This window comes from Leucobacter sp. G161 (assembly GCF_001482305.1).
Taxonomy (GTDB): domain Bacteria; phylum Actinomycetota; class Actinomycetes; order Actinomycetales; family Microbacteriaceae; genus Leucobacter.
This window is the reverse complement of sequence record NZ_LOHP01000020.1, coordinates 1-2,123: the sequence shown is the minus strand read 5'-3', so window position 1 is coordinate 2,123 and position 2,123 is coordinate 1. Positions and strand designations below refer to the sequence as shown.

General features: G+C 65.9%; 3 protein-coding genes. 1 reads left to right on the top strand and 2 read right to left on the bottom strand.

The window, feature by feature from the left end; all coding sequences use genetic code 11:
• Positions 1-87 precede the first annotated feature (87 nt).
• Positions 88-1,443, bottom strand: a complete 1,356-nt coding sequence (locus AUL38_RS02580) for an FAD-dependent oxidoreductase (RefSeq protein WP_059059051.1) — start codon at positions 1,441-1,443, stop codon at positions 88-90.
• Complete coding sequence (gene fdxA / locus AUL38_RS02575; RefSeq protein WP_059059049.1) at positions 1,440-1,769, bottom strand: ferredoxin; 330 nt, start codon at positions 1,767-1,769, stop codon at positions 1,440-1,442. The genes AUL38_RS02580 and fdxA overlap by 4 nt, the downstream gene beginning before the upstream one ends.
• A gap of 105 nt (positions 1,770-1,874) precedes the next feature.
• On the opposite strand from fdxA, the gene AUL38_RS02570 reads away from it, so the two are divergent.
• Positions 1,875-2,123 (top strand): MerR family transcriptional regulator (locus tag AUL38_RS02570; RefSeq protein ID WP_153006439.1); only part of this gene is annotated, 249 nt, incomplete at its 3' end.

Genomic DNA, 2,123 nt, shown 5'->3' with positions numbered 1-2,123 from the left:
GGAAGCGGAACGCCGCTTTGAAGTCGTTCGCGAGTTCGGCAGCGTGCTTCGCCGCCGCGTCGGTCATCACCTGGGTCCGTTCTTCGCTCATCGGGTCCGCTCCTTCTCTCGTGCGTGGTCAAGCAGTTCGTCTCGGTGTACGATCTTCGTGCGCTCGCGCCCGCGCTCAGCACCGAGGCTGCGCTCGGCGGCGTCGATCCGCAGCCACCCATCCCAGCCAACCGATTCGGCGAGCCGTTCGCGCAGCGTATCCGCGGCACCGGGGAGCGCGCGGGGACCGTGCTCGGCAAGATCCGCAAGCAGGCTGTCGACGGCCTCAGAGGCATCGGACTTAGTCGAGCCGATGAGGCCGACCGGTCCGCGGCGGATCCAACCGGTCGCGTACAGGCCAGGGATCGGCCCACCCGTGGCATCGAGCACGCGACCGGCCTGATCCGGGATCGTGCCGGCAGCATCGTCGAACGGAACGCCGGGAACCGGGGTCGACCGGTAGCCGATCGTGCGGTACACGGCGCCGACGTGGTGCTGCACGGTCTCCCCGGTGCCGCGAATGCGGCCGAGTTCGTCGGGCGCAGTCCGCTCAAGCTCGATGCCCGTCACCCGGTCATCACCGAGGATCGCCGCCGGCTGATGGTAAAAGTGCAGGTGGACCCGGCGCGATGCCGTGCGCGTAGTCGGGTCGGTGTTCGCCCACTCAGTCAGCGTGCGGATAATGATCTTCCGCTGGTTGAACTGGGCGACCATGCGCTGGGCGTGATCGTCGAGCTCCATGTCGGCCGGGTCGACGATCACGTCGACGTCCTCGCGTGCGCCAAGCTCGCGCAGCTCCATGGGTGCGAAGCGGACATCTGCCGGGCCGCGTCGAATGAACATGTGCAGGTCGCGCACGGGGTTCTGTTCGAACGCTGTCTCGACGTGGTCGGGGATATCGGTTGCTGCGAGCGCCTCAGGGTGCGAAATGATCATGCGGGCGACGTCGAGGGCGACGTTCCCAGCCCCGATCACCGCGACCGATTCGGCATCGAGCGGCCACTCGGTTGGCGCATCTGGGTGCCCGTCATACCAGGCGACAAAGTCCGCGCCACCAAAGGAGCCGGGCAGCTCAGCACCCGGAATACCGAGATCGACGTCGCGATCCGCTCCCGTCGCAATCACGACCGCATCGTAGGCCTCGCGCAGTTCCGCGATCGAGACGTCGACGCCGATCTCGACGTGGCAGACGAGCCGGATGCGCGGGCTCTCGAGCACGTCGTGCAGGGCATCCTGGATCTTCTTGATGCGCGGGTGGTCTGGCGAGACGCCGTAGCGCACGAGGCCGTAGGGTGCCGGGAGCTTCTCAAACAGGTCGATGTGCACCTGTTCGTTTCGGCTCTGCAGAATATCTGCCGCGTAGACGCCGGCCGGCCCGGCTCCGATGATCGCGACTGTTGGGTGTGGCGTCATGCAAGAACACTCTCCTGTGGTGGTAGCGCCGCGATGAGCGGGTGGTCGCCGGGGATCGGGCCGGTGCGTGCGGCGCCGCCAGGGGAACCCACGGCGTCGAAGAACTCGACGTTGGCGCCGTAGTAGTCCTGCCATTCGCCCGGCAGGTCGTCCTCGTAGTAGATGGCCTCGACCGGGCAGACCGGTTCGCATGCTCCGCAGTCGACGCACTCGTCGGGGTGGATGTAGAGCATCCGGTCGCCCTCATAGATGCAGTCAACCGGGCACTCGTCCACGCAGGCTCGGTCTTTCAGGTCCACGCACGGCAGCGCGATGACATACGTCACGGCTATCCCCCTCGTCCAGCAGCGAGCCCCCTATTTGGAGGCACATGAGCTATGCTAAAACCTCAAGTTAGGTTGAGGTCAAGTGGCCGCGTGTCGGAGGCACTCATGGAACAGCTTCACTCCCCCGAGGAACTCCTCACAGTCGGTGAGATGAGCCGCCGCACCGGCGTGCCCGTGTCAGCGCTGCACTACTACGAACGCCTGGAACTCATCGCCTCGCAGCGCACGTCCGGGAACCAACGCCGCTACCCGCGTTACATGCTGCGTCGCGTCACGCTCATCTCGGTCGCAAAACGCCGCGGCATCCCGCTCGAAGATGTGAAGGATGCGTTCAAGAACGTACCGCTGTCGAGT